General features: G+C 62.2%; 26 protein-coding genes. 15 read left to right on the forward strand and 11 right to left on the reverse strand.

Features of this window, described 5'->3' with window-relative positions:
* Positions 1-124 precede the first annotated feature (124 nt).
* Entirely contained in the window at positions 125-658 is a 534-nt protein-coding gene (locus O3301_RS21380) for a YggT family protein (protein ID WP_251350272.1), read from the forward strand.
* A 49-nt stretch (positions 659-707) separates the two neighbouring features.
* On the opposite strand, the gene O3301_RS21385 is transcribed toward O3301_RS21380, so the two are convergent.
* The 8 genes from O3301_RS21385 to O3301_RS21420 all read right to left on the reverse strand — a co-directional run bounded on the left by O3301_RS21385 (position 708) and on the right by O3301_RS21420 (position 7,687).
* Positions 708-1,646, reverse strand: a complete 939-nt coding sequence (locus O3301_RS21385) for a carbohydrate kinase family protein (RefSeq protein WP_099666521.1) — start codon at positions 1,644-1,646, stop codon at positions 708-710.
* 11 nt (positions 1,647-1,657) lie between these two features.
* Positions 1,658-2,920: a DUF3426 domain-containing protein gene (locus O3301_RS21390; RefSeq protein WP_305057434.1), complete on the reverse strand. Its 1,263-nt coding sequence runs from the start codon at positions 2,918-2,920 to the stop codon at positions 1,658-1,660.
* Positions 2,921-2,928: 8 nt separating this feature from the next.
* Positions 2,929-3,873 carry a 50S ribosomal protein L11 methyltransferase gene (prmA, locus tag O3301_RS21395; protein WP_305057435.1) on the reverse strand — a complete coding sequence of 315 codons (945 nt, stop codon included), beginning with the start codon at positions 3,871-3,873 and terminating at the stop codon, positions 2,929-2,931.
* Entirely contained in the window at positions 3,870-5,285 is a 1,416-nt protein-coding gene (gene accC / locus O3301_RS21400) for an acetyl-CoA carboxylase biotin carboxylase subunit (RefSeq protein WP_099666524.1), read from the reverse strand. The genes prmA and accC overlap by 4 nt, the downstream gene beginning before the upstream one ends.
* A gap of 101 nt (positions 5,286-5,386) precedes the next feature.
* A complete protein-coding gene (accB, locus tag O3301_RS21405; protein WP_077408497.1) occupies positions 5,387-5,851 on the reverse strand; it encodes an acetyl-CoA carboxylase biotin carboxyl carrier protein in 465 nt (154 codons plus the stop codon).
* A 91-nt stretch (positions 5,852-5,942) separates the two neighbouring features.
* Entirely contained in the window at positions 5,943-6,380 is a 438-nt protein-coding gene (gene aroQ / locus O3301_RS21410; RefSeq protein ID WP_034746628.1) for a type II 3-dehydroquinate dehydratase, read from the reverse strand.
* A gap of 82 nt (positions 6,381-6,462) precedes the next feature.
* Complete coding sequence (locus tag O3301_RS21415) at positions 6,463-7,029, reverse strand: TlpA disulfide reductase family protein (RefSeq protein ID WP_251350275.1); 567 nt, start codon at positions 7,027-7,029, stop codon at positions 6,463-6,465.
* Positions 7,030-7,048: 19 nt separating this feature from the next.
* A complete protein-coding gene (locus O3301_RS21420) occupies positions 7,049-7,687 on the reverse strand; it encodes a hypothetical protein (RefSeq protein WP_289903508.1) in 639 nt (212 codons plus the stop codon).
* A 115-nt stretch (positions 7,688-7,802) separates the two neighbouring features.
* On the opposite strand from O3301_RS21420, the gene mpl reads away from it, so the two are divergent.
* The 7 genes from mpl to mtgA all read left to right on the forward strand — a co-directional run bounded on the left by mpl (position 7,803) and on the right by mtgA (position 15,038).
* A complete protein-coding gene (mpl, locus tag O3301_RS21425) occupies positions 7,803-9,191 on the forward strand; it encodes a UDP-N-acetylmuramate:L-alanyl-gamma-D-glutamyl-meso-diaminopimelate ligase (protein WP_305057436.1) in 1,389 nt (462 codons plus the stop codon).
* Positions 9,188-9,772, forward strand: coding sequence for a YqiA/YcfP family alpha/beta fold hydrolase (locus O3301_RS21430; protein ID WP_305057437.1), 585 nt, complete (start codon positions 9,188-9,190; stop codon positions 9,770-9,772). The genes mpl and O3301_RS21430 overlap by 4 nt, the downstream gene beginning before the upstream one ends.
* The gene (locus O3301_RS21435) at positions 9,769-10,383 is read left to right on the forward strand and encodes a chorismate lyase (RefSeq protein ID WP_305057438.1); all 615 of its coding nucleotides are present in this window, start codon (positions 9,769-9,771) and stop codon (positions 10,381-10,383) included. The genes O3301_RS21430 and O3301_RS21435 overlap by 4 nt, the downstream gene beginning before the upstream one ends.
* A 2-nt stretch (positions 10,384-10,385) precedes the next feature.
* Positions 10,386-12,476, forward strand: a complete 2,091-nt coding sequence (locus O3301_RS21440; protein WP_099666530.1) for a ribonuclease catalytic domain-containing protein — start codon at positions 10,386-10,388, stop codon at positions 12,474-12,476.
* 137 nt (positions 12,477-12,613) lie between these two features.
* Positions 12,614-13,471 (forward strand): energy transducer TonB, encoded by an 858-nt coding sequence (locus O3301_RS21445; RefSeq protein ID WP_289913189.1) that lies wholly within the window; start codon positions 12,614-12,616, stop codon positions 13,469-13,471.
* Positions 13,468-14,310, forward strand: coding sequence for a shikimate dehydrogenase (aroE, locus tag O3301_RS21450; protein WP_305057439.1), 843 nt, complete (start codon positions 13,468-13,470; stop codon positions 14,308-14,310). Before O3301_RS21445 ends, aroE begins: the two co-directional genes overlap by 4 nt.
* The gene (gene mtgA, locus O3301_RS21455; RefSeq protein ID WP_369812224.1) at positions 14,292-15,038 is read left to right on the forward strand and encodes a monofunctional biosynthetic peptidoglycan transglycosylase; all 747 of its coding nucleotides are present in this window, start codon (positions 14,292-14,294) and stop codon (positions 15,036-15,038) included. Before aroE ends, mtgA begins: the two co-directional genes overlap by 19 nt.
* A gap of 64 nt (positions 15,039-15,102) precedes the next feature.
* Here mtgA and O3301_RS21460 read toward each other — a convergent pair whose 3' ends face one another.
* Positions 15,103-15,261, reverse strand: a complete 159-nt coding sequence (locus O3301_RS21460; protein ID WP_161789554.1) for a hypothetical protein — start codon at positions 15,259-15,261, stop codon at positions 15,103-15,105.
* On the opposite strand from O3301_RS21460, the gene corA reads away from it, so the two are divergent.
* Positions 15,260-16,225 carry a magnesium/cobalt transporter CorA gene (corA, locus tag O3301_RS21465; protein WP_077408488.1) on the forward strand — a complete coding sequence of 322 codons (966 nt, stop codon included), beginning with the start codon at positions 15,260-15,262 and terminating at the stop codon, positions 16,223-16,225. The two genes, O3301_RS21460 and corA, sit on opposite strands and share 2 nt — an antisense overlap.
* Positions 16,226-16,534: 309 nt before the next feature.
* Entirely contained in the window at positions 16,535-17,251 is a 717-nt protein-coding gene (locus O3301_RS21470) for an HAD family phosphatase (protein ID WP_305054007.1), read from the forward strand.
* A gap of 2 nt (positions 17,252-17,253) precedes the next feature.
* On the opposite strand, the gene hemL is transcribed toward O3301_RS21470, so the two are convergent.
* On the reverse strand, positions 17,254-18,543 hold the full coding sequence (hemL, locus tag O3301_RS21475) for a glutamate-1-semialdehyde 2,1-aminomutase (protein ID WP_077408486.1): 1,290 nt from the start codon (positions 18,541-18,543) through the stop codon (positions 17,254-17,256).
* Positions 18,544-18,593: 50 nt separating this feature from the next.
* Positions 18,594-19,451: a hydroxymethylpyrimidine/phosphomethylpyrimidine kinase gene (locus tag O3301_RS21480; RefSeq protein ID WP_289900301.1), complete on the reverse strand. Its 858-nt coding sequence runs from the start codon at positions 19,449-19,451 to the stop codon at positions 18,594-18,596.
* Between the two features lie 96 nt (positions 19,452-19,547).
* On the opposite strand from O3301_RS21480, the gene O3301_RS21485 reads away from it, so the two are divergent.
* From O3301_RS21485 to O3301_RS21505, 5 genes are all read left to right on the forward strand, one after another.
* Positions 19,548-19,700 carry a rubredoxin gene (locus tag O3301_RS21485; protein WP_010401308.1) on the forward strand — a complete coding sequence of 51 codons (153 nt, stop codon included), beginning with the start codon at positions 19,548-19,550 and terminating at the stop codon, positions 19,698-19,700.
* Positions 19,701-19,785: 85 nt separating this feature from the next.
* On the forward strand, positions 19,786-20,208 hold the full coding sequence (locus tag O3301_RS21490; RefSeq protein ID WP_305057441.1) for a response regulator: 423 nt from the start codon (positions 19,786-19,788) through the stop codon (positions 20,206-20,208).
* Positions 20,209-20,244: 36 nt separating this feature from the next.
* Positions 20,245-20,610, forward strand: coding sequence for a PleD family two-component system response regulator (locus O3301_RS21495; protein WP_077408483.1), 366 nt, complete (start codon positions 20,245-20,247; stop codon positions 20,608-20,610).
* Between the two features lie 2 nt (positions 20,611-20,612).
* Positions 20,613-21,242: a chemotaxis protein CheW gene (locus tag O3301_RS21500; protein ID WP_305057442.1), complete on the forward strand. Its 630-nt coding sequence runs from the start codon at positions 20,613-20,615 to the stop codon at positions 21,240-21,242.
* On the forward strand, positions 21,242-23,479 hold the full coding sequence (locus O3301_RS21505; protein WP_305057443.1) for a methyl-accepting chemotaxis protein: 2,238 nt from the start codon (positions 21,242-21,244) through the stop codon (positions 23,477-23,479). Before O3301_RS21500 ends, O3301_RS21505 begins: the two co-directional genes overlap by 1 nt.
* The last annotated feature ends 29 nt before the right edge of the window (positions 23,480-23,508 follow it).

Below are 23,508 nucleotides of genomic sequence, written 5' to 3' on the forward strand. Positions count from 1 at the left end.
CTGCAGCCTGGCCATTCCCAACCAGCACCCGCCCATCGTAATTCCTGCGATACGGGTGCCTGGATGAGGCAACACGCCGCTGTGTGACTCAATCACACAGCGGTTTTTTTTTGGAGAATTAGTCGTGCTGATCGTTATCCTTACATTGATCGTTGATACCATCGCCACCTTGCTGGGCGGCGTGTTGCTGCTGCGCTTCTGGATGCAGGCGGTGCGCGTGCGGCCGCCCTCGTCGGTGGCGCAATTCACGTTTCAATTGTCCGACTGGCTGGTGCGTCCCCTGCGCCGCGTGGTGCCGGGCGTGGGCGGGTATGACTGGGCCAGCCTGATCGGCGCCTTCCTGATCGTGCTGCTGGCCAGCTCGGTGCTGTTTATTTCCGGCTATCCCGTCGAGGTGGTACTGCTCAAGTCGCTGCAACGCTTCCTGCAATGGATACTCTACGGTTTCATGGCCTTGCTGATCATCGAAGCCATCTTCAGCTGGGTCAACCCGCATGCGCCGCTGGCGCCGTTCGTACGGGCCCTGAACGAGCCGCTGCTGCGTCCGATCCGCAAGGTCGTGCCGCTGGTCGGCAGCCTGGACCTGTCTTTGCTGGTGGCGTTGATCTTGCTGCAGATTGCGCAAGTGCTGGTGGGGATGATTATTGTATTGAGGTAAAACGAGGAGGTCGGCCTGGCGCTAGCGCACAAGCCGACCGGACTACATATTAATAGCGGTAACCGAACGCCGCTTCGAACTGGTCGGCGATGCTTTCCGGCGTAAACACGTGGTTTTGCGCGCCCTGGGTGGCGATCTTGATGGCGCCCAGCAGGCTGGCCAGGCGGCCGCTGGTTTCCCAGCCCAGGTCGTTGGTGATGCCGAACAGCAAGCCAGCACGGTAGGCGTCGCCGCAACCGGTCGGATCCAGTACTTCCTTGGCGGCCACGACAGGAATGTCGATGCGCTTGCCATCTGTATAGATTTCCGATCCTTTTTCGCCACGCGTGACGATCAGCGCTTCCAGGCGGCTGGCGATGTCCGGCAGGGTCAGGCCCGTGCGTTCCATCAACATCTCCATTTCATAGTCGTTGGCCGACACATACGTGGCTTTGTTGATGAAGTCGATCAACTGTTCGCCGTTGAAGCGTGGCAACTGCTGGCCCGGGTCGAACATGAAGGGAATGCCCAGCTCGGCCAGGTCGGCGGCGTGCTTGAGCATGCCCTGGTCGCCATCCGGCGAAATGATGGCGACCTTGGCCGGCCCCGCATTGGCGATCGGGTTTTCATGTGCAAACGACATGGCGCCCGGGTGGAAGGCGTTGATCTGGTTATTGTCCGCGTCGGCCGTGACGAAGCACTGCGCGTTGTAGCTGTCGGCCTTGATCAGGATGTTGGCGGTGGAAATGCCCAGCTTTTGCAGACGCTCCAGGTAGGCGGCGCTATCTTGCCCCATGACGCCGACGATGCGCGGGTCGCCGCCCAGCATTTTCAGGCTGTAGGCGATGTTGCCCGAGCAGCCGCCGAACTCCGTGCGCATGGTGGGCACGAGGAAGGAGACGTTTACCTTGTGCAACTGGTCGGCCAGCAGGGATTCGCCGAAGCGGCCGGGGAATTGCATGATGGTGTCGGTGGCAAGCGAGCCGCAGATCAGCGATGTTTTGGTCATGATAGTGTCTGTTAAGGGTAAAAGATGGCGATATGGTAGCCAGACGCCGTGAGCTGGTCTAATGCAAAGTACAGTTTGATGGCTTGTTCCGAACGCGGCGCAAACCCCGTGCTCACGTCGATCGTGGCCGGCAGGTAGTCGCGCGGCGCGATTACGCGGCGCAAGACCGGTTTGTCGTTGGCGTCGTTGAGGATCAGTTCGATGCTGGGCCAGGCTTGCACGCTGCGGCCCTGGTTGCGCAGCAGCGATACGTAGGAAAAGGTCTGGTCCTTCAAGGTTTGCAACTCGCCTTGCTCGATGGCCAGCGCCTCGATCTGCGCCGGCAAGTCGATCTGGCAGCCACTGAGCTTGCACAGTGCTACCAGGGTCGGTTTCCACTGCGGAAATTGCGCCGCCAGCGGATTGCGGAAGGTGGTCATTACTTGCAGGAATAATAATAGTAGCAGTACCACCGAGCCGAGGGCCATGGCCACGCGCAAGGCCTTGCCGCTCTGTTCGCGGCGCCGGCCCAAGGTCACAAAGGCCGGCTCGTCGTCGGCCGGCGGCTGGACGGGTTCCTCCTGCTCTTCGGCGGCATCCGGCGCAATCGGGGCGGCGGGCAGCGGGTCGGCCAGCGTGGGTTCCCGGCGCGCGGGGCTGGCTGCGGCAGGCGCAGCCGGCAGGGGCTTATCCAGGCTGACTTTTTCGGCGGCAGGCAATGCCGGTGCGGCGCCAGTTTCCAGATTCGGTTCGCGGCGGCTATCGCGCAAATACGTGGCGAAGGCGGGCGCGTCATCGAGCTGGCGGCGCTTGAAGGGCGCCATTGGCTGGGGCAACGGTGGTTCGGGCAGTTCTGCCGGTGTTTCCACTGGTGTTGCTTCAGGTATATCGAGCGGTGCGGCGGCCGGCACGTGGTCCAGCGCCTCGTCGGGCAGAACCACGTCGAGGTCCAGCTCGATGTGCTCGCCATCGTCTGCATCGTCCTTGAGCTGCGCCGTTTCCGGCAAGATGCCGAACGGGTCGAACGAGGTATCGAAGTCGAGGGAATAAATGGGTTCGTCGTCCGTGGCGGACGGCAGGCTGTTGTCGACCGGGTAACTGGTCGACAGGGGGGCGGCAGTGCCGGGGCCGGATGTTAAAAACGGCGATGCCGCCGCTGGATCGACCAGCGCGGCATTGCCGTCAAAGACTTCCCTGCACGTGCCACAGCGCACGATGCCCCCACGTAACTTCAACTGGTCAGCAGCGACCCGAAATATCGTGTTGCAATGGGGGCATTTGGTGGCGAGGGCCATTGCTGTGCTTATGCACCTTCCGCGCGGGGCGCAGGTGCTTGCGTGCTGCCCAGGCGGCCATGCAGGGCCACCCAGCCGTCTTGCTCGGCCCATACACCCAACTGGATGAACGGTGCGTAGGCAGCGGCCACTTCTTCCGCCTGGCGTGCCAGCACGCCGGACAGGATCAGGGCGCCACCGTCGGCAACGCGGCCCGACAGCATCGGCGCCATCAGCTTCAATGGACTCGACAGGATGTTGGCGACGACGATGTCAAACTTGGCCGTGGCGTGTGCCGAGGTGGCAAACGTGTCTGGCAAGAAATATTCGATCTCGCACTGGTTGCGCTCGGCATTGTCGCGCGCCGATTCGATCGCTTGCGGGTCGATATCGACGCCGGCGACAGTTTCCGCACCGAGTTTCTTGGCCACCATGGCCAGGATGCCGGAACCGCAACCGTAGTCGAGCACGGTCTTGCCAGGAGCAGGGTTTGCTTCCAGCCATTCCATGCACAGGCGCGTGGTCGGGTGGCTGCCCGTGCCGAAAGCCAGGCCCGGGTCCAGTTCCAGGATCAGGCCGTCAGGATCCGGTGCCTCGTGCCAGCTGGGCACGACCCAGATATTCTTGCCGATGTGAATCGGTGCGAATTGCGACTGCGTCAGGCGTACCCAGTCCTGCTCTTCCACGGGACGCATGGTAAAGGCAGGTACGTCCGTCATGCCGACCGCCTGGGCGGCGGCGGCCACGATGGCGGCTTGGTCGGCGTCGACGTCCGTCAGCGCCACCACGCGGCTGCGTTCCCACGCCGCTTCCTTCGGTTCCATGCCGGGCTCGCCAAACAAGGGCTGCTCGGCATCCGTGCCTTCATCGGCGTCTTCCACCGAGACCGACAGGGCGCCCGCTTCCATCAGCGCGTCGGACATGGCCTCGGCGTTGTCGCGGGCAATTTCAATGACGATTTCCGTCCAGCTCATGCGCCCGCCTTGATTTCGGATTTCTTGGCGATGCTGGGGCTGCCGCTATTCAGGTTCTTGCCCAGGTCCGGCATATCGGCCAGTTTCTGTTCCAGATAGTGAATGTTGGTGCCGCCTTCGATGAAGCGCGCGTCGATCATCAGTTCGCGGTGCAGGGCGATATTCGTGTTGATGCCTTCGACCACCATTTCGGACAGGGCGATTTGCATGCGGCGGATCGCTTGCTCGCGCGTGGCGCCGTAAGCGATCACTTTGCCGATCATCGAGTCGTAGTGCGGCGGCACGTAATAGCCGGCGTAGGCGTGCGAGTCGACGCGGATGCCGGGGCCGCCCGGTGCATGCCACGAGACGATTTTGCCTGGCGATGGCGTGAACTTGAAGGGATCTTCCGCGTTGATACGGCACTCGATGGCGTGGCCCGACAGCAGGACGTCGCGCTGGCGGAAACGCAGTTTTTCGCCGGCGGCGATGCGGATCTGCTCTTGCACGATGTCGATGCCGGTGATCATCTCGGTGACCGGATGCTCCACTTGCACACGGGTATTCATTTCAATGAAGTAGAACTCGCCGTTTTCGTACAGGAATTCAAACGTGCCGGCGCCGCGGTAGCCGATCTTGCGGCAAGCTTCGGCGCAACGGTCGCCAATTTTCTCGATCAGCTTGCGCGGGATGCCCGGCGCTGGTGCCTCTTCGATCACTTTCTGGTGGCGGCGCTGCATGGAGCAGTCGCGCTCGCCCAGCCAGACGGCGTTCTTGTGTTCGTCGGCGAGGATCTGGATTTCCACGTGGCGCGGATTTTCCAGGTACTTCTCCATATACACTTCAGGGTTGCCGAAGGCCGTGCCGGCTTCCGTCTTGGTCATCGCCACGGCGTTGATCAGGGCCGCTTCCGTGTGCACCACGCGCATGCCGCGTCCGCCACCGCCACCGGCGGCCTTGATGATGACCGGGTAGCCGATCTTGCGGGCAATTTGCACGATCGCTTTCGGATCGTCCGGCAACGCGCCTTCCGAGCCGGGGACGCACGGTACGCCAGCCTTGATCATGGTTTGCTTGGCCGACACTTTGTCGCCCATCAAACGGATCGATTCCGAGCGAGGGCCGATGAAGACGAAGCCCGATTTCTCGACGCGTTCGGCAAAGTCGGCGTTTTCCGACAGGAAGCCATAGCCTGGGTGAATCGCTTGCGCATCCGTCACTTCAGCGGCGCTGATGATGGCGGGCATGTTCAGGTAGCTCAGCGACGACTGGGCCGGGCCGATACAAACGGATTCGTCGGCCAGCTTGACGTATTTCGCGTCCTTGTCGGCTTCGGAGTGGACTACAACCGTTTTAATGCCCATTTCGCGGCAGGCGCGCTGAATACGGAGGGCAATTTCACCACGGTTGGCAATCAGGATTTTTTCAAACATGGTAGGTTCGCGTATGTCTGTGAGAGCCGGCGAGCCGGCGAAACAACAAGTGTGAGGGGCTAAAACTGCAAACGGCCGTTGCCGGCCGTGTGGACTGGGTTTTAGCCGATCACAAACAAGGGTTGACCGAATTCGACCGGTTGGCCGTTTTCGACCAGGATCTGGGTCACGACACCGGCTTTATCGGAGTCGATTTCATTCAGGAGCTTCATCGCTTCGATGATGCACAGGGTATCACCTTCCTTGACGGTCGAGCCCACTTCAACATAGGCGGCGCTGCCAGGAGCGGAAGAGCGGTAGAAGGTACCGACCATCGGCGACTTGACCACATAGCCCGTTGGCTCGGCGGCGACCACGACGGCGGCTGCCGCAGCGGGAGCGGCGGCTGGCGCGGCTGGCTGGTATTGGGCTGGCATGCCTTGCGGCTGCATCATGACCATCTGGTTTTGCGGCATGGCCGACGATTTGACGATGCGAACCTTGCTTTCGCCTTCGGTAACTTCCAGCTCTGCGATATCCGATTCGGCGACCAGGTCGATCAAGGTCTTGAGTTTTCGTAGATCCATGTAAAACCCCTAGGAATGTAGTTTGTTTTATGAGTGATGCGGTGATGTCCAAGAACCTATCGCCGCGCTAAATGCGTGCAGATCGCGTAGATTAACGTTTTTTAAGCGCAAAGTCGATGGCAAACCGATATCCATCGATACCCAGGCCGCAGATCGTCCCCTGCGCGATCGCGCTGAGAAATGAGTGATGTCGAAACGTTTCGCGTTGATAAATATTCGAGATATGGACTTCCACGAACGGGATGGCGACCCCGGCCAGCGCATCGCGCAAGGCAACGCTGGTATGGGTCAGGCCGCCCGGATTGATGACGATGGCATCGATCCCTTCCGCTCGCGCGGCATGGATGCGGTCGATCAGCGCGCCTTCATGGTTGCTTTGAAAGCAAACCAGGTCGGCACCGGCCGCCATGGCTTGCGCCATTGCTGCCTGCTCGATATCGGCCAAGGTGCTGGCGCCGTAGACCTCAGGCTCGCGCGTTCCCAGCAAATTCAGGTTGGGACCGTTGAGCAGAAGGAGGTTTTTTGCCATGTATGGAAGACCGTTTTAGCGAAAGTTCCGCATTTTGCCGCCAAAGATACGCATTGGCAAGAGAAAAAAGCACGCTCCGAATTTACAATTTATCCAGATCGGCGCGCAACTGATCAAATTTCAAGCGGCCCAGATAGGTCTTTTTGACTTCGCCATCGGCGCCGATCAGTACCGTAAAGGGCAAACCGCCCGTGGCATTGCCAAAATGACGCGACAGGTCGGTGCCGCTCATGCCGGATACATACACGGGATAGGCGATCTTGACCTTGCTGGCAAAAGTGGCAATATTACTGGCCGAATCGATACCGATGCCGATCACCTGCAGGTTTTTCGCCCCGTAATGGCCTTGCACTTCGGATAACTCTGGCATTTCTTCCACGCAAGGCGGGCACCACGGCGCCCAGAAATTCACCAGCAGGTTTTTTCCTTTCCATTGCGATAACGCCTGCGTGACGCCCGCCGCGTCCGGCAGGGACAGCGCATACAGTTCGTTGACGGGACCCTTCGCGCCCGGCGCGATGGCGGTCGTCTGCGGTCCCGCTTCTTTCCCCGCTTCTTTCGCTTTTTCCTTGCTCAAACCGACGTAAGCACCCATGCCGCCGAACATCAGCGCCACGATGGCGCAGGCGATCCAATTCTTTTTTGTCATAACTTTATCTATATCAATGTTAGTCGGCAGTCGGTACGCCGTCGGCGAGGCTGGCGGCCAGCAGGCTGCGCAACCCGGCGATGTCGGTGCGCAGCACTTTTCCATCCGCCTTGGCTTTCAGCGCGCCGCGCATATCGTCGAGCTCATACATGGCCGCGTGCACGCCTTCGTTTTTCCACAAGAAACTGGCTGTCTCGACCGCATCATAACGCGCTCCCTTGAAATGCGGGCTTTCCGACATGTCGAGCACGACATTTTTATTCAGCAAGAAGATGTGGATGTCCTTGGCGCTCTCGGCAAACAGCTGCAAATAGATCTCGTCGTGGGGGCCGGCCGTGCCATTGAGCACGGGGCCGCTGAGCAGGGGATGAAATTGTTGCAACGCTTCCATCACCTGCAGCGCAATCGTGCGCAGCTGGAACAATCGCGCCGGCTGGCTGTCGGCCAGGAACAGGGCATTGTATTGCCGCACCTGTTCTTCGATCATGTCGTTGTCCGGCAAGATATTGGGGCGGTTCGGCGCGTCGCCCAGGACTTGCCGCGCCGCCTTGCGCTTGGCGCTGCCATAGTCGGCGCCATCCTGCGCCACGAGGCGCGCGGCAGCGGCGGCGATTTCCAGGCGCAACTGCGCGCTATCGTCAAATGCATCGTTCGTCATGAACGAGATGATACTCCGAAGCGGAAAAAGTCATGGCGTCAGGTAAAATCCTGCACTTGCTGTTTTTTATCTCACCGTCTTACTTACTTAAGCGTGCACCTTTCGCACTGATCACATGCATATTCATATTCTCGGCATTTGCGGTACCTTCATGGGCGGCCTGGCTGTCCTGGCCAAGGAAGCCGGCCATAAAGTCACTGGTTGCGATGCCAACGTGTATCCGCCGATGAGCACCCAGCTGGAATCGCAGGGAATCGAACTGATCCAGGGCTTTGATCCGGAACAAACCAAGCTGAACCCGGATTTGTATGTGATTGGCAATGTGGTCTCGCGCGGCAACCCGCTGGTGGAAGAAATCCTCAACCGCAGCCTGCCGTATGTGTCCGGCCCCCAGTGGATCGGCGAACACATCTTGCGCAACAAGTGGGTGCTGGCCGTGGCCGGCACGCATGGCAAGACGACAACGTCGGCCATGCTGGCCTGGATACTCGAAGACGCGGGCTACGCGCCGGGCTTCCTGATCGGCGGCGTGCCGATGAACTTTGGCATTTCCGCCCGCCTCAGCGGCAAGATCGACGGCAAAAGCGCCGATTCGGACTTTTTCGTCATCGAAGCCGATGAATACGACACGGCTTTCTTCGACAAGCGCAGCAAGTTCGTGCATTACCACGCGAAGACGGCCATCATGAATAACCTGGAGTATGATCACGCCGACATCTTCCCCGATCTGTACGCGATCGAGACACAATTCCACCATCTGGTACGCACCGTGCCCGGCATCGGCCGCCTCGTGTTCAACGGCGACGAAGCGTCGCTGCAGCGCGTGCTGGCGCGCGGTTGCTGGAGCGAAAAAGAAAGTTTTGGTCAAGATGCCAACTGGCAACTGCAAGAGCAGGCCGATGGCAGCTTCGACGTGTACTTCAATGGCCAGCAGGAAGGCCATGTGGCGTGGGCGCTCACGGGCAAGCACAACCGCAGCAATGCGCTGGCGGCCATCGCCGCCGCGCGCCATGTGGGTGTGCCGATTGCCCAGGCGTGCGCCTCGCTGGCCACGTTCGAGAGCGTCAAGCGCCGCATGGAAGTGCGCGGCGTGGTCAACAACATTACCGTGTACGACGATTTCGCGCATCACCCGACGGCCATTGCCACCACCGTGGGCGGGCTGCGCCAAAAAATGAGCCAAACCATCGGCAGCAGCGGCCGCATCCTGGCCGTGCTGGAACCGCGTTCGAACACCATGAAGCTGGGCGCCATGAAAGATGCGCTGCCCGGTAGCCTGAAGGATGCCGACCTGGTCTTCGGTTTCGGCAGCCATGCCGCGCTGGGCTGGAGCCTGGGCGACGCGCTGGCGCCGCTGGGCCAGATTGCCAGCGCCTATGAAGACATCGATACCTTGGTGGCGGCCGTGGCCGCCAGCGCCCGTCCCGGCGACCAGATCGTCGTCATGAGCAACGGCGGCTTTGGCGGCGTGCACCAGAAGTTGCTGGAGGCGCTGGGCCGATGATTCTGTACCTGCATGGATTTCGCTCGTCGCCCCTGTCGATGAAGTCGCGCCTGCTGGCCGCGCAGATGCAGGCGCTGGGCCGCGAAGCAGAATGGCTGTGCCCGCAGTTGCCGGCCTCGCCCAAGCTGGCCATCGAACTGGCCTTGTCGCTGGTCAAGGATGTGGCGCCGGCCGACCTGACGATTATCGGCTCCTCGCTGGGCGGCTATTACGCCACCTGGCTGGCCGAACGGCTCGGTTGCCGCGCCGTGCTGCTCAATCCGGCAATTGTTCCCCTGATTGACCTGGAACAACATGTGGGCGTGACGACCGAATTCCATTCGGACAAGCCATTCGAGTTCAAGCGCGAATACATCGATGAGCTGCGCACGTTTGCTGTAGAGAAAATTACGCAGCCGCAACGCTATTTCCTGATTGCCGCCACCGGCGATGAAGTACTCGACTACCGCGACATGGTGGCGCATTATCAGGGGGCGCAGCAGTGCGTCATCGATGGCAGCGACCATGGCATCAGCGAATTTGCCGATTACCTGGCGCCCGTGCTGGCCTTTTGCGGCATCGACGCGGACTCAGCTCGGTGAGGCCGGGTTCGCTGCGCCAGGCGCAATGGCATGCGCACGTGAATGCCGTCAATGCGCCACTGGCCTTGCGCCACTGGCTGACGGGCGGCGGTTCGCTGACGGCCAAGCTGAAAGCGCATAGCAGCGCGTTCCGCGTGCAATGTTTGCATCAGGAAACATCGCGCTGTTTGACCGACGAGGCCGCCATCATCGGTTTGCACCGTGCGGGCCGGGTGTGGGAACGCGAAGTGCTGTTGCGTTGTGATAATAAACCGGCCGTGTTTGGCCATACCGTCGTGCCCATGCAGGCGACGGCCACGGACTGGCCCTTGTTTTCCGCGCTGGGCGAGCGTTCGCTGGGTACGACCCTGTTTGGCGACCGCATGGTACGGCGCGGTGAACTGGAATTTGCCCGCTTGCGCGCCGGGCACCCGCTGGTGCAGCGGGCGCAGGCGGCGCTGGCAGGGGAAGGGCAGCGCGTCGATGACAAGTCGCTGTTTTTTGCCCGCCGCTGCCTGTACCAGCGTCACCAGGGGTTGCTGCTGGTAACCGAAGTATTTTTGCCGGCGGTGCTGGAGTTGACGTCCGTCACTCGCACCGTTGCAACCGACACATTAATAAACAAAGCATAACAATGAATCTATTTTTTGAAGAATCCGGCGATTTCAAGGTCGGCACGGTCCTGTCGCAAGCGGGTGAAGCGTACCAGGTCGAAATGGCCAGCGGCAAGCGCACCAAGGTCAAGGTCAAGGATGTGCTGCTGCAGTATGAAAAGCCGTCCCCTGCCGAGCTGCTGGAGCAAGCCAAGACTGTTGCTGCCGAGATTGACCTCGATTTCCTGTGGGAAGTGGCGGGCGAAGACGAGTTCGGCTTTGCCGAGCTGGGCGCCGAGTATTTCGGTCACGCACCATTGCCGCCGGAAGCTGCCGGCCTGATCCTGGCCCTGCATTCGGCGCCCGTGTATTTCTACAAGAAGGGCCGTGGCCGCTACAAGGCGGCGCCGGAAGCGTCCCTGAAGGCGGCCCTGGCCGGCATCGAAAAGAAAAAACAGCAGGCGCTGGTGCAAGCCGCGTATGTGGAAGAGCTGAAACAGAACCGCTTGCCTGCCTCGATGCAGCCGATGGTGCTGCAACTGCTGTTCAAGCCGGACAAGAACACCATCGAATACAAGGCGCTGGAAGCGGCGTGCACGGAATTGCACACGACGCCGCCGCGCCTGATGCTGGCCGTCGGTGGTATTGCTTCGCCGAAAGACTTGCACCTGTCGAAATTCCTCTTCGAGAATTTCCCGAAAGGCGCCGGCTTCCCGAGCGTGCCCGTGCCATCCGTGACGGCCAAGCTGCCGCTGGCCGACGTGGCCGCCTTCTCGATCGACGACGTGACCACCACCGAGATCGACGATGCTTTCTCCGTGCAACCGTTGCCGGATGGCACCGTGAAAGTAGGTATTCACATCGCCGCGCCGGGCCTGGGCATCCGTCCGGAAGACGTGATCGACAAGATGGCGCGCCAGCGCATGTCGACCGTCTACATGCCGGGCGACAAGATCACCATGCTGCCGGATGAAATCGTGAATGCTTTCACGCTCGCGGAGGGCACGACGTGCCCGGCCCTGTCGCTGTACGCCACGCTGGACCCGAAAGCGGACTGGGCAGTTGTCAGCACGCACACGCGCGCGGAACTGGTGCCGATCGCCAGCAATTTGCGCCATAACCAGTTGGACGACCTGGTCAACGAGGAAACCCTGGCCAGCGGTGAAGGCGAGTATCCGCACAAGGCCGATTTTGCCGTGTTGTGGCAATGGGCGCAGCAGCTGGAACAGGGCCGCATGAAAAAGCGCGAAGCGTTTGGCTTGAAGCCGGAACAGAACAACCGCGTCGATTTCAATTTCTATGTGGAAAATGACATTGTCACCGTGGCGCGCCGCAAGCGTGGCGCGCCGCTGGACAAGATCGTCGCCGAATTGATGATTTTTGCCAACAGTACCTGGGGCAAGATGCTGCACGACCATGGCGTGCCGGGCATCTACCGCAGCCAGGGCGGCGGCAGTGGCAATAGCTGGGCGGCAAAGATGCAGGTGCGCATGGTCACCCATGCTGCGCCGCACCAGGGCCTGGGCGTGGATCAGTACGCGTGGAGCACCTCGCCCTTGCGCCGCTACACGGACCTGGTGAATCAGTGGCAAATCATCGCCTGCGCCGAGCATGGCGTGACGGCGCCGCTGGTGGCGCCGTTCAAGCCGCGCGATGCGAATTTGTTCGCCATCGTCTCGGCCTTCGACGCCGCGTATGCCGCGTATGGCGATTTCCAGTCGAACATGGAACGCTACTGGTGCTTGCGCTGGCTGCACCAGGAAAACGCGCGCCAGGTCGATGCCGTCGTCTTGAAGGATGAAATCTTGCGCCTAGTCGACATTCCGCTGGTCATCAAGCTGCCGGGCATGCCATCGGTGGCGCGCGGGGCCCAGGTGAAACTGGACTTGCTGCGCTGGGATGAAGTCGACCTGAGCATCGAAGCGCGCCTGCTGGAAATCGCCGCCGTGCCGGACGCGGCGGCCGACGACGCCGAGCTCGACTACGAGGAAGATGCGGGCGACGAAGGCGCCGACGAAGGCGATGTGGCGCCGGAAGCATCGCCGGAAGCGGCCAACCAGGTCAGCGATGCCGAGGCGGAAGTGGCGGAACTGGCCAGCGAAGACGTGGTCAGCGAACCCGGGGTCAAGTAAGGCGTCCGTCAGGCCATCAGGCGGTGCTGAAAACTGTTGCCGGCACCGCCCTTTGACGTAGAATTCAGCCATCTTGTATCTTGTGCTTGTTGCGAACTGGGTTGCGCGTGAAGTCTTTCCGAGAGAATCGTTTCCTGATGATAGCCGTGGCGGTGTCGCTGCTGGCGCACGGCGCCTTGCTGGCGATGCATTTTGTCGCCCCGCCGCCGCAGCGGGCCGTGGCTACCGATCCCGGCCTGGAAGTGATCCTGGTCAATGCCAAGCATGCGAACAAGCCGCTGAAGGCCGAGGCGCTGGCGCAAGCCAACCTCGACGGTGGTGGACAGGCCGACAAGGGGCGCGCCAAGTCGCCCTTGCCCGACATGCGCAAGGTGGAAGAGGGCGACAGCGTCAAGGCCAGCGCCCGGCGCATTGCCGAACTGGAACAAAAACAGCAGGAATTGCTGACGCAGGCGGCCAAGCCGACGCCTTACAGCGCCGCGCCCGTCACGGAAAAGGACAAGCCCAATCCCCTGGCCAGCGGCTCGGACTTGATGGAAAGCAGCAAGGCCATCGCGCGCATGGCGGCCGAAATCAGCCAGACCGTGGAAGACCAGAATAAACGTCCGCGCAAGACTTTTATTACGCCCAGCACGCAGGAAGTCGGCTATGCCATGTATTACAAGACCCTGCAAAAGCGCATCGAGGAAATCGGCACCCTGAATTTCCCGCAAAAGAATGGCCGCAAGATGTATGGCGAACTGGTCGTCTATATCCCCATCTTCCAGGACGGCACGATTTACCAGAAGGAAGGCGGCGCCCGCGTGGAAAAAAGCTCGGGCAACCCGGCGCTCGATGCGGCGGCCCTGGCCATCGTGCGCCGTGCGGCGCCGTATGGCCGTTTTCCACCGAATATGTTGTCGAGTGACAAGGATGACCTGTGGGTCGTCATCACCCGCTTCAAATTTACGCGCGAAGAAAAAATGGAAGCTAACCTGACTGGCGGCAGCAATTGAGCAAGCAAAACATTCATCCAGATCAATATTGCGTCTTCGGCAATCCTATCGCCCACAGCAAGTCCCCTTTGATCCACGCCGCGTTTGCCTTGCAGACAGGGCAAGCCATGGTCTACGATCGCCGGCTGGCGCCGCTCGACGGTTTTGCGCTGGCGGCCCGTACGTTTGCCGCCGAGGGCGGCAAGGGCGCGAACGTGACGGTGCCCTTTAAACTGGACGCGTGCGCGCTGGCCACCGAGCTGACGCCGCGTGCGCAAGCGGCCGGCGCCGTCAATACCCTGCGTTTCGATAATGAAACCATTCTTGGCGACAATACCGATGGCGCGGGCCTGGTGGCGGACATTGTGCGCAACGCGGGCGTGAGCGTCGCGGGCAAGCGCATCCTGCTGCTGGGCGCCGGCGGCGCGGCGCGCGGCGTCGTGCTGCCCTTGCTGGAGCAGGGGCCGCAGGAAATGTTCATTGCCAACCGCACTGTGGCTACGGCCGAGGCGCTGGTGGCGCAGTTTGCCGATGCGCTGGCACCCCCCGGGCAGCTGCGCGCCGGCGGTTTCGCGCAGCCCGATGGCCAGTTCGATATCGTCATCAATGCCACCTCGGCCAGTCTGGCGGGCGACTTGCCGCCCGTACCGCCGGGTATTTTCGGCCGCCATACCCTGGCGCTGGACATGATGTACGGCGCCCAGCCCACCGTCTTCATGGACTTTGCCGCCCAGCATGGCGCGCAGGTGCGCGACGGCCTGGGCATGCTGGTGGAGCAGGCGGCCGAAGCGTTTTACGTGTGGCGCGGCGTGCGGCCGCAGACGCAGGATTTGCTGGCGCAATTGCGCAGTGCCCTGTGAGCGCCGGCAAGAAGGGCGCGCGCAAGGGCGGCAGCGGCAGCCGCTACGGCTGGATCAAGTGGCTGTTCATCCTGCCCGTGCTGGCCTTTATCGTCGTGCAACTGTATTTCTTCCTGCAAATCTGGTGGTGGGTCGACCATAACCCGTCCAGCACGGCTTTCATGCGCGAACAGTTGTCTGTCTTGCAGGACAAGAATCCCAACGCCACCATCCAGCAGACGTGGGTGCCGTACAACCGCATCTCGAACAATTTGAAACGGGCCATCATCGCCTCGGAAGACGCGAATTTTTCCGAGCACGAAGGCGTAGACTGGGAAGCCTTGCAAAAGGCATATGAAAAAAACAGCAAGAAGCAGAAGGTCGTGGCAGGCGGCTCCACCATCACGCAGCAACTGGCGAAGAATCTGTTCCTGTCCGGTTCGCGCAGCTATGTGCGCAAGGGCCAGGAACTGATCATCACGTACATGCTGGAAAGCCTGATGGAGAAGCAGCGCATTTTCGAGATCTATTTGAATGTGGTGGAGTTTGGCACTGGCATCTTTGGCGCCGAAGCGGCCGGACGCCACTATTACCGGGTCAGCGCGGCGAGCCTGAGCGCCGGACAGGCGGCAAAACTGGCCGTGATGCTGCCGAATCCCCGCTATTATGACCGTCACCGCGATACGGGCTACCTGAACCGGCGTACCAGTGTCATCCTGCGCCGCATGGGGGCGGCGGAATTGCCTTGAGGATAGTGGAATTTCTTTGCATAAAATCAAGGCTGCCTGATTGGCATTATTGCGGCGCAGCATCTTAATCGGCCCGGTTGGTGCAACGCCGCACTTTTTCCGTGAAAAAGCGGTGCCGGGGGTGGTCGTGAAAAGGCCTTTGCGGGTACACTTGCGCTGTTTTCATTTTTGGCGCCAGCGCCAGCACATCACGATAACCCAACATCCGGCTGAGAGCGCGCATGATCAATGTCTTTGTATTACAGAATGGCCGGCTCAACCAGGTGCCGATCGACAGCCGCGCAGACCTCGAAAATGCCGAACCGGTGTGGGTCGACCTGACCGACCCCACCGATGATGAACGGGCCTGGGTCAAGGCCATCTACAACGTCACCTTGCCGGGCGAAGACGAAGTCAAGGATATTGAAGCGTCGGCCCGCTATTACGAAGCGGAAAACGGCGACTTGCATCTGCGCACGGACTTCTTGCGCGAAGAAGACGACGGCCCGTCGCGCGTCATCACGGTAGCCTTCATTCTTGCCCGCAAGATCCTGTTTTCCATGCATACGGACGACTTGCCCGTGTTCCGCCTGGTGCGCATGCGCGCCCGTTCGCGGCCAGGCTCGATTGCCGACTACATGGACGTGCTGCTCGACCTGTACGCCACCGATGCCGAATACTCGGCCGACGTGCTCGAAGGCATCTACCAGAACCTGGAAGAAGTCAGCACGCGCGTGCTGCAAAAGGAATTTACGGATGCGCACGCGGCCGAAGCGCTGAATGCTATTGCCCACGAGGAAGATTTGAATGGCCGCATCCGCCGCAACATGATGGATACGCGCCGCGCCGTGAGCTTTTTGATGCGCGGCCGCTTGCTCAATTCCGAGCAGTTCGAGGAAGCGCGGCAGATTTTGCGCGACATCGAATCGCTGGACGGCCACACGTCTTTCCTGTTTGATAAGATCAACTTCCTGATGGATGCCACCGTCGGTTTCATCAACATCAACCAGAACAAGATCATCAAGATCTTCTCGGTGGCCAGCGTGGCCTTCCTGCCGCCTACCCTGATCGCCAGCGTGTACGGCATGAACTTCAAGCTGATGCCGGAACTGGAATGGTCGTTCGGCTATCCGTGGGCCTGGGGCCTGATGGTTACCAGCGCCATCGCCCCTTTCCTGTACTTCCGCCACCGCGGCTGGCTGAAATAAGCCCTTGGCGCCGGGACGCGTCCGCGCCCCGGCGCTACCACCGGATCTTGTCCGGATTTCAATGCGAGCGCAGCAATTTCAAAAATCAGCGATAATCACTGGTATTGCGTGGTATTGAATTGGTATTTGCGCGTAGCCGCTTGCCTGACGCCTGATTCTTTCCCCGTTGGCTGCCTTTGGCAGAAAAGTATCGTCATTCAGACGTTTTCTGCGTGGTAGCGTCCGCCTGTTCCACCTATGATCGTTGCGATGCCAGCCTTGGCCGGCTGGCCGCCGCATTTCCCGTCACTGTTGCCTTCTGGAGAGTCCATGCCTGATACCGCCACCATCCCAACGCGCTTTACCCACCTGATCAGCGACTGCGACGGCGTGCTGGTCGACAGCGAGGCCGTGGCCCTGCAAGCGCTGCTGGAATTGCTGGGGCCGCGTCTGCCCAACCTGCCCGAGGGCGTCACCCTGCAGGGCTTGATCGAGCCGCGCCTGGGCCAGCGCCTGGTGCCGCTGATGCAGGACATCTACAAGGAGCTGGGCTTGCCGCAATTGCCAGCCGACGAGATCATGGCCATCGGCAACGCCGTCGATGTGGCCTGCGATGCGCAGTTGCGCGCCGTGCCCGGCGTGGCGCAGGCGCTGGCCGCCATTCCCCTGCCCAAGGCTGTGGCCTCGAACAGCGTCAGCGCGCGCGTGCTGTCGTCGCTCGAGCGGACTAGCATGGCGCCGCTGTTCGACAAGCGCGTCTTCACGCCGGACCTGGTGGGGCACGCCAAGCCGCATCCGGGCCTGTACCTGGCAGCGGCGGCTGCTTTCGGCGTGCCGCCGGGCCAGTGCCTGGTGCTGGAAGACAGCGTCACTGGCGTGACGGCCGCCGTGGCGGCGGGCATGACGGTATTGGGATTCATCGGCGGCGGGCACATCGCCGCCGGCCAGGAAGCGCGCCTGAAGGCGGCTGGCGCGCATGTCGTGTTCAGCGACATGGCCAGCCTGCCGGCGCTGGTGGCCGCGGTGATGGACACCGCGGTGGTGTAACTTTACGCGAGCTTGGCAAACACCTTGCGTGCGGCAGCGATGGTGGCGTCGATGACGGCATCGTCGTGCTGCGCCGAGACGAAGCCTGCCTCGAAGGCGGCTGGCGCGAAGTACACGCCTTCGTCCAGCATGGCGTGGAAGAAGGCGTTGAACTTGCTGCGGTCGCCCGCCATCATTTCCGCGTAGCTGGTCGGTGGGGTGGCGCTGAAATAAATGCCGAACATGCCGCCGATATAGTCGGCGCAGAAGACCACGCCCGCTTCTTTGGCGGCGGCCGTCAGGCCTTCGGCCAGGCGCTTGGCCGTGGCGCCCAGCTGCTCGTAGAAGCCAGGCTGCTGGATCAGTTTCAAGGTGGCCATGCCGGCCGCCACGGCGACGGGGTTGCCGGACAAGGTGCCGGCCTGGTAGACGGCGCCCAGCGGCGCCATATGGTGCATCAGCGCCGCGCTGCCGCCGAAGGCCGCCACCGGCATGCCGCCGCCGATTACCTTGCCCAGCGCCGTGAGGTCGGGCTGGATGCCGTACAGCGCCTGCGCGCCGCCCAGGGCCACGCGCAAGCCGCACATGACTTCATCGAAAATGAGCAGGGCGCCGTGCTGCGTGCACAGTTCGCGCATCGCCTGCAGGAATGCCGGGGTGGCTTTCACCAGGTTCATGTTGCCGGCCACGGGTTCGACGATGACGCAGGCGATTTCCGCGCCGAAGCTGTCGAAGGCGTCTTTCAACTGTTCCACGTTGTTATAGTCGAGGACCAGCGTGTGTTTCACGAAATCTTCCGGCACGCCGGCCGACGTCGGGTTGCCGAAGGTGAGCAGTCCGCTGCCCGCTTTCACCAGCAGCGAATCGGCGTGGCCGTGGTAGCAGCCTTCGAACTTGACGATCTTGTCGCGTCCCGTGGCGCCGCGCGCCAGGCGCAGGGCGCTCATGGTCGCTTCCGTGCCCGACGACACCAGGCGTACCTGCTCGATCGACGGCACCAGGCGCGTGATTTCCTCGGCCATCAGCACTTCGCCTTCGGTCGGCGCACCGAATGACAAGCCCAGTGCTGCCGCATCCTGCACCGCCTTGACTACCTCGGGGTGGGCGTGGCCGACGATGGCCGGGCCCCACGAGCCGATGTAGTCGATATAGCGCTTGCCGTCCGCGTCCCAGAAGTACGGGCCTTCGGCGCGCGTGATGAAGCGCGGCGTGCCGCCCACGGAGCGGAAGGCGCGCACGGGCGAATTGACGCCGCCAGGCGTGGTTTTTTGTGCGCGGGCAAACAGGATGTCGTTCTGTGAAGTCGTCGTCATGATAATCGTGCCTTGAAAGTGGATCGTTGTCTGTGTCGTCTGGTCAGTGTCTATTGGCCGCCGCGCGGGCGCTGCTGCCGGAACAGCCGGTTCGGCACCAGCTTGCCCATGCCGTGGCGCTGCGCGTGGGCCAGTGCGCCGGTAGTGAATTCCTGCGCCGCCACGACCACCTGCGGCACGTCGTCTTCGTTTTCCGCCAGGGCCAGCAGGGCGGTGGCCGCGGCCGACAGGGTGCTGCCGGCGCCGTTGAAGATGCCGGGCAGGTGCTGCCATTCGTCGTGGCGCACCACGCCGTCCTCGCCGAACAGGGTATTGGCGCGCAATTTGCCTTCGGCCGTGCCGGATTTGCTGGCGTCGGCCGGCATGCCGGTGACGAGCACGTATTCGCAGCCCAGGGCCACCAGATAGTCGACGTCGTTTTGCAGGGTGTCGTCCGGATCGGCGTCGCGCCAGGTCTCGGCCAGGCGTTCCAGTTCCACCGGCGAGAGCACCAGCAGGGTCGTTTGCGGGATCAGCAGCTGGCGCACGGCCGTGAGGATGTCTTCGTCGTCCATGCCCTGTTCCGGCAGCGCCGAAATGAAGGGATCGAGGATCAGCGGCACGTTCGGATAGTCGGAGACGATTTCGGCGATGGCCGTGACGTTTTCCACGCTGCCCAGCGCGCCGATCTTGATGGCGGCCACGGACATGTCTTCCAGCAGCACGCGCGCCTGGTCGGAAACCCAGTCCGGATCGACCGCCTGCACGTCTTCCACGCGCGCCGTATCGCTGATCAGCAGGCCCGTGGTGACGGACAGTCCATGGCAGCCGAAGGCTGAAAACGTGGCCAGGTCGGCCTGGATACCGATCGCGCCGACCGGATCGGACACGCCGAAGCTTAATATGAGGGGAGAAGTTTGGTTTTGCACGGCGGGTAGATTAAGATACCTAATTCAGCATTTTACTTGATTGAAGGGTGGCAGAACGTGAGTAGCAACGAAACAACGCAGCAATTCCAAACGTGGATGTGTCTTATTTGCGGCTGGGTTTATGATGAAGCGGCCGGCCTGCCGGACGAAGACATCGCTCCGGGCACGCGTTGGGCCGATGTTCCGATGAACTGGACCTGCCCTGAATGCGGTGCGCGCAAGGATGATTTCGAGATGGTGGCGCTGTAATTGATCGCAGTCCATGGGATGCCGCTGCCGCAAGCAGGTATCGCGGCAGCCTGTGCTATGGTATGAAAGATTGTCGAATAATCACATGACGCGTTCCTTTTTGCCCGAGGCGCCGGCTGATGCCGCATGCACCGGCATCACGATACTCGTCATCGACGACAGCGCGACGATACGCAGCGCGGCCGCGAAGATCCTGGGCGAGGCCGGTTATCGCGTGGTGGTGGCGGAAAACGGCTTCGAGGCCCTGGCAAAAATTGCCGACTGCCGGCCGGCGCTGATCGTGTGCGACATTGTGATGCCGCGCCTGGACGGCTACCGCACCTGCGCGCTGATCAAGGCCAGCGCGGCGCATCATGCCACGCCGGTGCTGATGCTGTCGTCGAAGGAGGGCCTGTTCGACCGCGCGCGCGGCGCCATGGCAGGCGCCAGCGCCTGCCTGGCCAAGCCGCTGGCGCGCGAGGCGCTGCTGGAGGCCGTGCGGCTGCACCTGGCCGGGCATTTTGAGTAAGTGGTTTTATTGATTGACAACGCAGCAAGGAAGCAGATGGCCATACACACAATTCTGATCGTCGACGACTCGCCGACAGAACGCTATTACCTGAGCGAGATCCTGGTGCGTGCCGGCTACGCCGTCCTCACGGCGCAGGACGGCGCCGACGCGCTGGCGCAACTCAAGCAGGCCAGGCCCGACCTGATCCTGATGGACGTGGTGATGCCCGGTGCGAATGGCTTCCAGATCACGCGCGCCATCGCGCGCGATCCCGAACTGCAGGACGTGCCGGTGATTATCTGCTCCAGCAAGAGCCAGGAAACGGACCGCATCTGGGGCTTGCGCCAGGGCGCGCGCGATTACCTGGTCAAGCCGGTGGTCGAAGCCGAGTTGCTGGCCAAGATCGCCGCGATTTCCTGAGCATGCAGACGATGCCAGGTCACGGCGTATCCACCGCGGCTTACTCGTCCGCCGCCATGCCATCTTTCGAGACGGGTGCGCGGCAGGGGCGCTTGCGCCAGTATCAGCTGCAATTGATCGAGCGGATACAGGCCGCGCGCAGCGGCGCGCTGGCCGCGCGCAAGGAACTGGGCGTGATGCTCGGTGGCCGGCCGTGCCTGCTCGACCTGACGCAGCTTGGCGAAATCGTCATTGCCGCCGGTGTGCAGATCCAGGGCGTGCCGCTGGCGCAGGACTGGTACCTGGGCCTGGCGGCCATGCGCGGGCGTCTGACGGGGGTCGTCGACCTGGCCCGCTACATGGGCGAGCCGGCTTGCGTGTCGGGCAATCACTGCCGCATCATCACCTTTTCTCCCCGCCTGGGCCTCAATTGCGCATTGCTGGTCGAACGCGTACTGGGCTTGCGCCAGTTGCGCGCGATGCAGCCCGTGCAGGATACGGCGCAGGGCGTGCTCCCATCGTGGGCGGCACAGGCGCTGCGCGACAGCGAAGGGCAGCAGTGGCTGCGCCTGGACCTGGCGCAGCTGGCGCAGTCGGCACGCTTCCTCGATGCCGGCTTTGACGGCCTCCCTGACCACAAGGATATTTGCTGATGGGTGCCCATTCCCCGATCCTGGCGGCCGGCTTGCCCGAAGCGCAGCACGCTCCGGAAGCGCCGGCATCGACGGCCGACCTGCCGCTGCGCCTGCGCGACGCGCTGGGACGGCGCAAGTCGCTGGCCAGCGCGCCTGCCGGGGACTGGAAGCTGCCGCTGATCGGCCATTTTCCGCTGCAAAAACAATTGAGCATCCTGTCGACGGTGATGGCACTGAGCCTGGCCGCCAGCCTGCTGTTCGTCGGGCTGAATACGCGCAGCGGCAATATCGCCTCTGCGCAGACGCAGCTGGCCAGCGATGCGCTGATGCATTCGCAGCGCATCGGCAAGGCTGCGCCGAACGCCGTGCAAGGCAATCCGGAAGCCTTCCGCCAGCTCGAGGAAAGCCGCAATGAACTGAATCAGGATTTCCGCCTGATGCTGCGCGGCGGGACGTATCGCGGGCGCGATATCGGCGAGTCGCGTTCCGCCCTGTTGGCTGCGGTGGCCGACGCGCGCAAGAAGTGGGCCAGCAGCGACCGCGCGGCCAGCACCATCTTGCGCCTGAAACTGGAACTGGGCGAATTCGACAAGACCTTGCAGCAATTGAATGCGCTGTCGCCGGCGCTGCTGGCGCAGACCGAGGAAATTGCCGCGCTCAAGGTGCAGCGTGGCGGCAATGCGCGCGACCTGGCCGTCATCGGTCGCCTGATGATGTTGAGCCAGCGCATGAGCCGCAGCGCCAGCGAGTTCCTGTCGTCGGGCAGCATCAGCTCGGAAACGGCGTTCTCGCTGGGACGCGACACGACGTATTTCCGCACCGCCGTCGAAGGCTTGCTCAATGGCAGCGTGTCGCTGCAATTGGCGCCCACGCGCGACGCCGAACTGCGCGACCGGCTGGTGGCGCTGAAAGCCAGCTTCGACACTTACCAGAAGCTGGTTTCGTCGATACTCGACCGGCTCGATAAATTCAGCTCGGCGAAAAGCGCCGAACAGCTGATCTTCAACGAGAACGAAGACCTGCGCCAGCGTTTGACCCTGCTGCAGCAGATGTACCACGTGAACCAGGAAACCCTGGGCGTCGCCTTCTGGATGATGGTCGGCGGCGTGTTGCTGACCCTGATCGCGGCGGCCGGCATCGGCCGCGTGCTGCTGCAGGACTCCGTCAACCGCACGCGCGACGCCGAGCGACGGCGCCAGGAAGCGGAAATCCAGCGCCTGCTGTCGCAGGAAAAGGAAGAGCAGGCCAAGGCCAAGAATGAGCAGAACCAGGCGGCCATCCTGCGCCTGATGAACGAATTGCAGAAGGTCGCCGATGGCGACCTGACGGTGCAGGCGACCGTCTCGGAAGACATCACGGGCGCCATCGCCGATTCCGTCAATTACACGGTCGAGGAATTGCGCGGTCTGGTGGGGCGGGTGACGGCAACGGCGGAACAGGTCAATCGTGCCTCGACGCAGGCGCAAAGCATCTCCAGCAAGCTGTTGATCGCGTCGCAGCAGCAGTCGCGCGAAATCCAGGGCGTCAGCGCCACCGTGGTCAAGATGGCCAATGCGATTACCGACGTGTCGAAATCGGCCAGTGTCTCGGCCGACGTGGCGCGCCAGTCGGTGGCGGCCGCGCAGCAGGGTTCGACGGCGGTGGAAAACGCCATCAAGGGCATGCATGAAATCCGCGAGCAGATCCAGGATACGTCCAAGCGCATCAAGCGCCTGGGCGAATCGTCGCAGGAAATCGGCGAAATCACCGAGCTCATTTCTGACATCACCGAGCAGACCAACGTGCTGGCGCTGAACGCTGCCATCCAGGCTGCCTCGGCCGGCGAGGCGGGGCGCGGCTTTTCCGTCGTCGCCGAGGAAGTGCAGCGCCTGGCCGAACGCTCGGCCGCCGCCGCCAAGCAGATCGGCGCGCTGGTGCGCACCATCCAGGCCGATACCCAGGATGCGACGCGGGCGATGGAAACGTCCACGCAGGGCGTGGTCGAGGGCGCGCGCCTGTCCGACGCTGCCGGCGCAGCCTTGAACGATATCAGCCAGGTGTCGAAACACCTGGCTGAACTGATCCAGGGCATCTCGTTCGCCACCGGCACGCAGGCCGGTTCGGCCAGCGGCGTGGCCTTGAATATCCAGCATATCCTGAGCGTGACGGAGCAGACCCAGGATGGCACGCAGCAAACGGCGCAATCGATCCATAAACTGTCGATGCTGGCGCAGGAACTGAAAAATTCGGTGTCGCGCTTCCGCGTCGCCGCCTGAACGCCGCGCCAGTCCAGGCGATTTCCTTA

Origin of the sequence: Janthinobacterium sp. SUN211 (assembly GCF_030587315.1) — a bacterium.
Lineage (GTDB): Bacteria > Pseudomonadota > Gammaproteobacteria > Burkholderiales > Burkholderiaceae_D > Janthinobacterium > Janthinobacterium kumbetense.